3 protein-coding genes and 1 pseudogene are annotated in these 4,151 nt (G+C 68.6%); 2 read left to right on the forward strand and 2 right to left on the reverse strand.

The window, feature by feature from the left end:
• Positions 1 to 220, forward strand: a pseudogene (locus tag AC5RUJ_RS12105) (hypothetical protein); the annotation flags it as partial.
• On the opposite strand, the gene hemW reads toward AC5RUJ_RS12105, so the two are convergent.
• Together hemW and lepA are read right to left on the reverse strand one after the other, a co-directional pair.
• Complete coding sequence (gene hemW, locus AC5RUJ_RS12110) at positions 168 to 1,397, reverse strand: radical SAM family heme chaperone HemW (RefSeq protein WP_494014025.1); 1,230 nt, start codon at positions 1,395 to 1,397, stop codon at positions 168 to 170. The pseudogene AC5RUJ_RS12105 and the gene hemW overlap by 53 nt on opposite strands.
• 47 nt (positions 1,398 to 1,444) lie before the next feature.
• Complete coding sequence (gene lepA / locus AC5RUJ_RS12115) at positions 1,445 to 3,298, reverse strand: translation elongation factor 4 (RefSeq protein ID WP_493999775.1); 1,854 nt, start codon at positions 3,296 to 3,298, stop codon at positions 1,445 to 1,447.
• Between the two features lie 233 nt (positions 3,299 to 3,531).
• Between lepA and AC5RUJ_RS12120 the strand changes: the two genes are divergently transcribed.
• Positions 3,532 to 4,110, forward strand: coding sequence for a type II toxin-antitoxin system PemK/MazF family toxin (locus AC5RUJ_RS12120; RefSeq protein ID WP_494075020.1), 579 nt, complete (start codon positions 3,532 to 3,534; stop codon positions 4,108 to 4,110).
• The last annotated feature ends 41 nt before the right edge of the window (positions 4,111 to 4,151 follow it).

Raw genomic sequence — 4,151 nt, forward strand, 5'->3', positions numbered from 1 at the left:
CGGGGCATCGGACGACGAAGTCGCGTCCATGGTGGGCGTGGTGTGGGGCCAGGTCCACGGGCTCGTCTCGCTGGAGCTGGCGGGCGCGCCGGCTGCCGGGTGGAGCTGGGACTCCGCCTACGAGGCGGCCCTGCACCGGATCGGCCGGTCGCTGGAGGCCGGCGCGGTCAGTCCTCGAGCAACCGCCGCACCACGGCGTCGGCCAGCAGCCGGCCCTTGAGGGTGAGCCGGATCGTCCCGGCGAAGGCCGCGGCCGGGTCGACCAGGGCGTCGGCGATCAGCCCGGCCACGGCCTTCCGGCCGTTCGGGCCCAGGTCCCGGGTCTGCAGCCCGTCGATGATGCGGGTCTGCAGCATCACGTGTTCCAGCTGGCGGGTGCCGGTGTCCAGCGTTTCGCGGCCGGCTGCCGGAGATACCCCCGTGGCCAGCCGCTGGGCGTAGGCCGCGGGGTGCTTCACGTTCCACCACCGGACGCCGCCCACGTGCGAGTGTGCGCCCGGGCCGGCTCCCCACCAGTCGTCCCCGCGCCAGTAAGCCAGGTTGTGCCGGCAGCGGTCCTCGGGAGTGCGGGCCCAATTGCTGACCTCGTACCAGCCGAACCCGGCCGCGCCGAGCCGCGCGTCTGCGATCTCATACTTGGCGGCGTGGTCGTCGTCGTCGATTCCGGGCACCTCGCCGCGCCGGATCTGCGCCGCGAGCTTGGTCCCGTCCTCGACGATCAGGGCATAGGCGGAGATATGGTCCGGCGCGCAGGCGATCGCGGAGTCGAGGCTGGCTTCCCAGTCCGCGATGGACTCCCCCGGCGTGCCGTAGATCAGGTCCAGGCTGACGTTCAGCCCGGCGTCGCGGGCCCACTGCACCGCCTGCGGCACCCGTTCCGGGTTATGGGTACGGTCGAGGACCTTCAGCACATGCGGCACGGCCGACTGCATGCCGAAGGACACGCGGGTGAAACCGGCGTCGGCCAGGATCTTCAGTGATTCCGGCGTGACCGAGTCCGGGTTGGCTTCCGTGGTGACCTCGGCGCCCGGCTCCAAACCCCACAGGTCCGCGGCCTGGCGAAGCATCGACGCCAGGTCCGCCGCCGGCAGCAGGGTCGGTGTGCCGCCGCCAAAAAACACGGTGGCCAGCGGACGGTCGGGCAGGCCGGAGTCACGCAGCACCCGCGCCGCCAGCTCCAGCTCCGTGTTCAGGGTGCCCGAGTACTCATCCTGCGACGCGCCGGAACCCAGTTCCTTGGCGGTATAGGTGTTGAAATCGCAGTAGCCGCAGCGCACCCGGCAGAACGGGATGTGCACATACAGGCAGAACGCGCGGTCCTCCGCGCCTGCCGCTGCCTGAGCGGGCAGCAGGCCGTCGGCCGGCGCTGGGTCCCCCACGGGAAGGACGCTAGGCACTGAGGCGCGCCTCCGCCGTCGTCGTTGTGGTCACAAGCACTGCAGAGCTACTTCTTTGCCTTGTCCTTGGAGTCATCCGATGACAGTGCGGCGATGAAGGCCTCCTGCGGGACCTCCACGCGGCCGACCATCTTCATCCGCTTCTTGCCTTCCTTCTGCTTCTCCAGCAGCTTCCGCTTACGGGAGATGTCGCCGCCGTAGCACTTGGCCAGCACGTCCTTGCGGATGGCGCGGATGTTTTCGCGCGCGATGATACGGGAACCGATGGCGGCCTGGATGGGCACCTCGAACTGCTGGCGCGGGATGAGTTCGCGCAGCTTGGAGGTCATCATGACGCCGTAGCTGTAGGCCTTCTCGCGGTGCGTGATGGCGCTGAACGCGTCGACCTGTTCGCCCTGCAGCAGGATGTCCACCTTGACCAGATCGGCCACCTGTTCGCCGTCGGCCTTCCAGTCCAGCGATGCGTAGCCGCGGGTGCGCGACTTGAGGTTGTCGAAGAAGTCGAAGACGATTTCCGCCAGCGGCAGCCGGTAGCGCAGCTCCACGCGGTCCTCGGAGAGGTAATCCATCCCCTTCATCTCGCCGCGGCGGCCTTGGCAGAGCTCCATGATGGTGCCGACGAACTCGTTGGGCGCGAGGATGGTCGCGGAGACCATCGGCTCGCGGACCTCGGAAACCTTCCCGTCCGGATATTCGCTCGGGTTGGTGACCGTCAGGACCTTCTTGTCCTCCAGCGTGACCTCATAGACCACGTTGGGGGCGGTGGAGATCAGGTCCAGGTTGAACTCGGCCTCGAGCCGTTCCCGGGTGATTTCCAGGTGCAGCAGCCCGAGGAAGCCGACTCGGAAGCCGAAGCCGAGGGCTGCGGAGGTCTCCGGCTCGTAGATCAGTGCCGCGTCGTTGAGCTTGAGCTTGTCCAGCGCGTCGCGCAGTACCGGGTAGTCCGTGCCGTCGATCGGGTAGAGCCCGGAAAAGACCATGGGCTTGGGGTCTGCGTAGCCGCCCAGGGACTCCGCCGCCGGCTTGAGCAGGTTGGTGACGGTGTCGCCAACCTTGGACTGGCGGACGTCCTTCACGCCGGTGATCAGGTAGCCGACCTCGCCGACGCCCAGGCCGTTGGACGGCGTTGGCTCGGGCGAGCTGACTCCGATTTCGAGCAGTTCGTGGCTGGCCCGGGTAGACATCATCTGGATGCGTTCGCGCGGCGAGAGCTTTCCGTCGACCACCCGGACATACGTGACCACACCGCGGTAGGTGTCGTAGACCGAGTCGAAGATCATCGCGCGGGCCGGTGCGTCCGCGTCGCCCGTGGGGGCCGGCAGGTCGCGCACGATCTTGTCCAGCAACGCTTCGACGCCCACGCCGGTCTTGCCAGAGACCTTCAGCACGTCTTCGGGATCGCCGCCGATCAGGTTGGCCAGCTCGGCCGCGTACTTTTCCGGCTGCGCGGCCGGGAGGTCGATCTTGTTCAGGACCGGGATGATGGTGAGGTCGTTCTCCATCGCCAGGTAGAGGTTGGCCAGTGTCTGGGCCTCGATGCCCTGGGCCGCGTCCACCAGCAGGACCGCGCCTTCGCAGGCTGCCAGCGAACGGGAAACTTCATAGGTGAAGTCCACGTGGCCCGGGGTGTCGATCATGTTCAGGGCGTAACTGACGTCGTCAAGCTCCCACGGCATGCGCACGGCCTGGGACTTGATGGTGATGCCGCGTTCCCGCTCGATGTCCATCCGGTCCAGGTACTGGGCCTTCATATCGCGCGGCTGGACCACGCCGGTGAGCTGGAGCATCCGGTCGGCAAGAGTGGACTTGCCGTGGTCGATATGGGCGATGATGCAAAAGTTCCTGATGATCGCCGGATCGGTGGCGGCAGGCACCGGCGCGGTGCGGGCCATCGGTGACACAGATGGTTCCTTACTCTCAGACAAGCGGGCTACGGCAATGCGGCCGGGTCGACCAGCACGCTGAATTTGCTCAACTATAAGTGTCCCACGCCTGCCCGCGATCCGCGCACCCGGGGGCGTGCCTGCCGGGACCGCGCGGGTGCCGGATCGCTGGACCCGCCGATCTCGCCTGTGGTGCTGATTCGGCAGCCCCGCCGATATCGCGGCCGTGCCGCCGTCGGTAGCCTAGAGCCATGGCATTTTCCCAGCGCGGCCTCAACCGTCTGCTTCGTTCCGCCGTGCGGGCCGTCCGCGGGCTGTCCGGTGCCGGACACTCCGGAGGTTCCACCCAAGGACGCGGTCCGGTGGCCGGCAGGCAGGGCCAGCCTCCCGGGGGCGTGGCCGGGCGCCGGGGTGCGGAATCCGGTCCGGGCTCGGGGTATCCGGGCGACTACCGGGGCACGGGGACCATCAGCTACTCCCCCGAGGCCGACGGCGCGCCGGATCCGGGCGAGATTGTCTGGACGTGGGTGCCGTACGAGGAGGACTACACGCGGGGCAAGGACCGGCCCGTCCTGGTCATCGGCTACCACCGCGGCCGTTTGCTGGCGCTCATGTTGACCACGCGGGACCGGAACAACGACGGCCGGCGCGACGGCGACTACCTCGACCTGGGCTCGGGCCCCTGGGACGTCCGGGGCCGCCCGAGTGAAGTCAAGCTCGACCGCGTGCTGCAACTAGAGCCGGATCGGGTCCGGCGCGAAGGAGCGGTGCTGCCGCGGGCCTCGTTCGACGAAGTTGCCCGGGCCATGCGCCGCCGCGGCTGGAGCTGATCGGAGGGTCGGATCGCAGTCCCGGGCTCGGCTGCGGCCCG

The sequence above is a fragment of the Arthrobacter sp. Y3223164 genome (assembly GCF_059091005.1).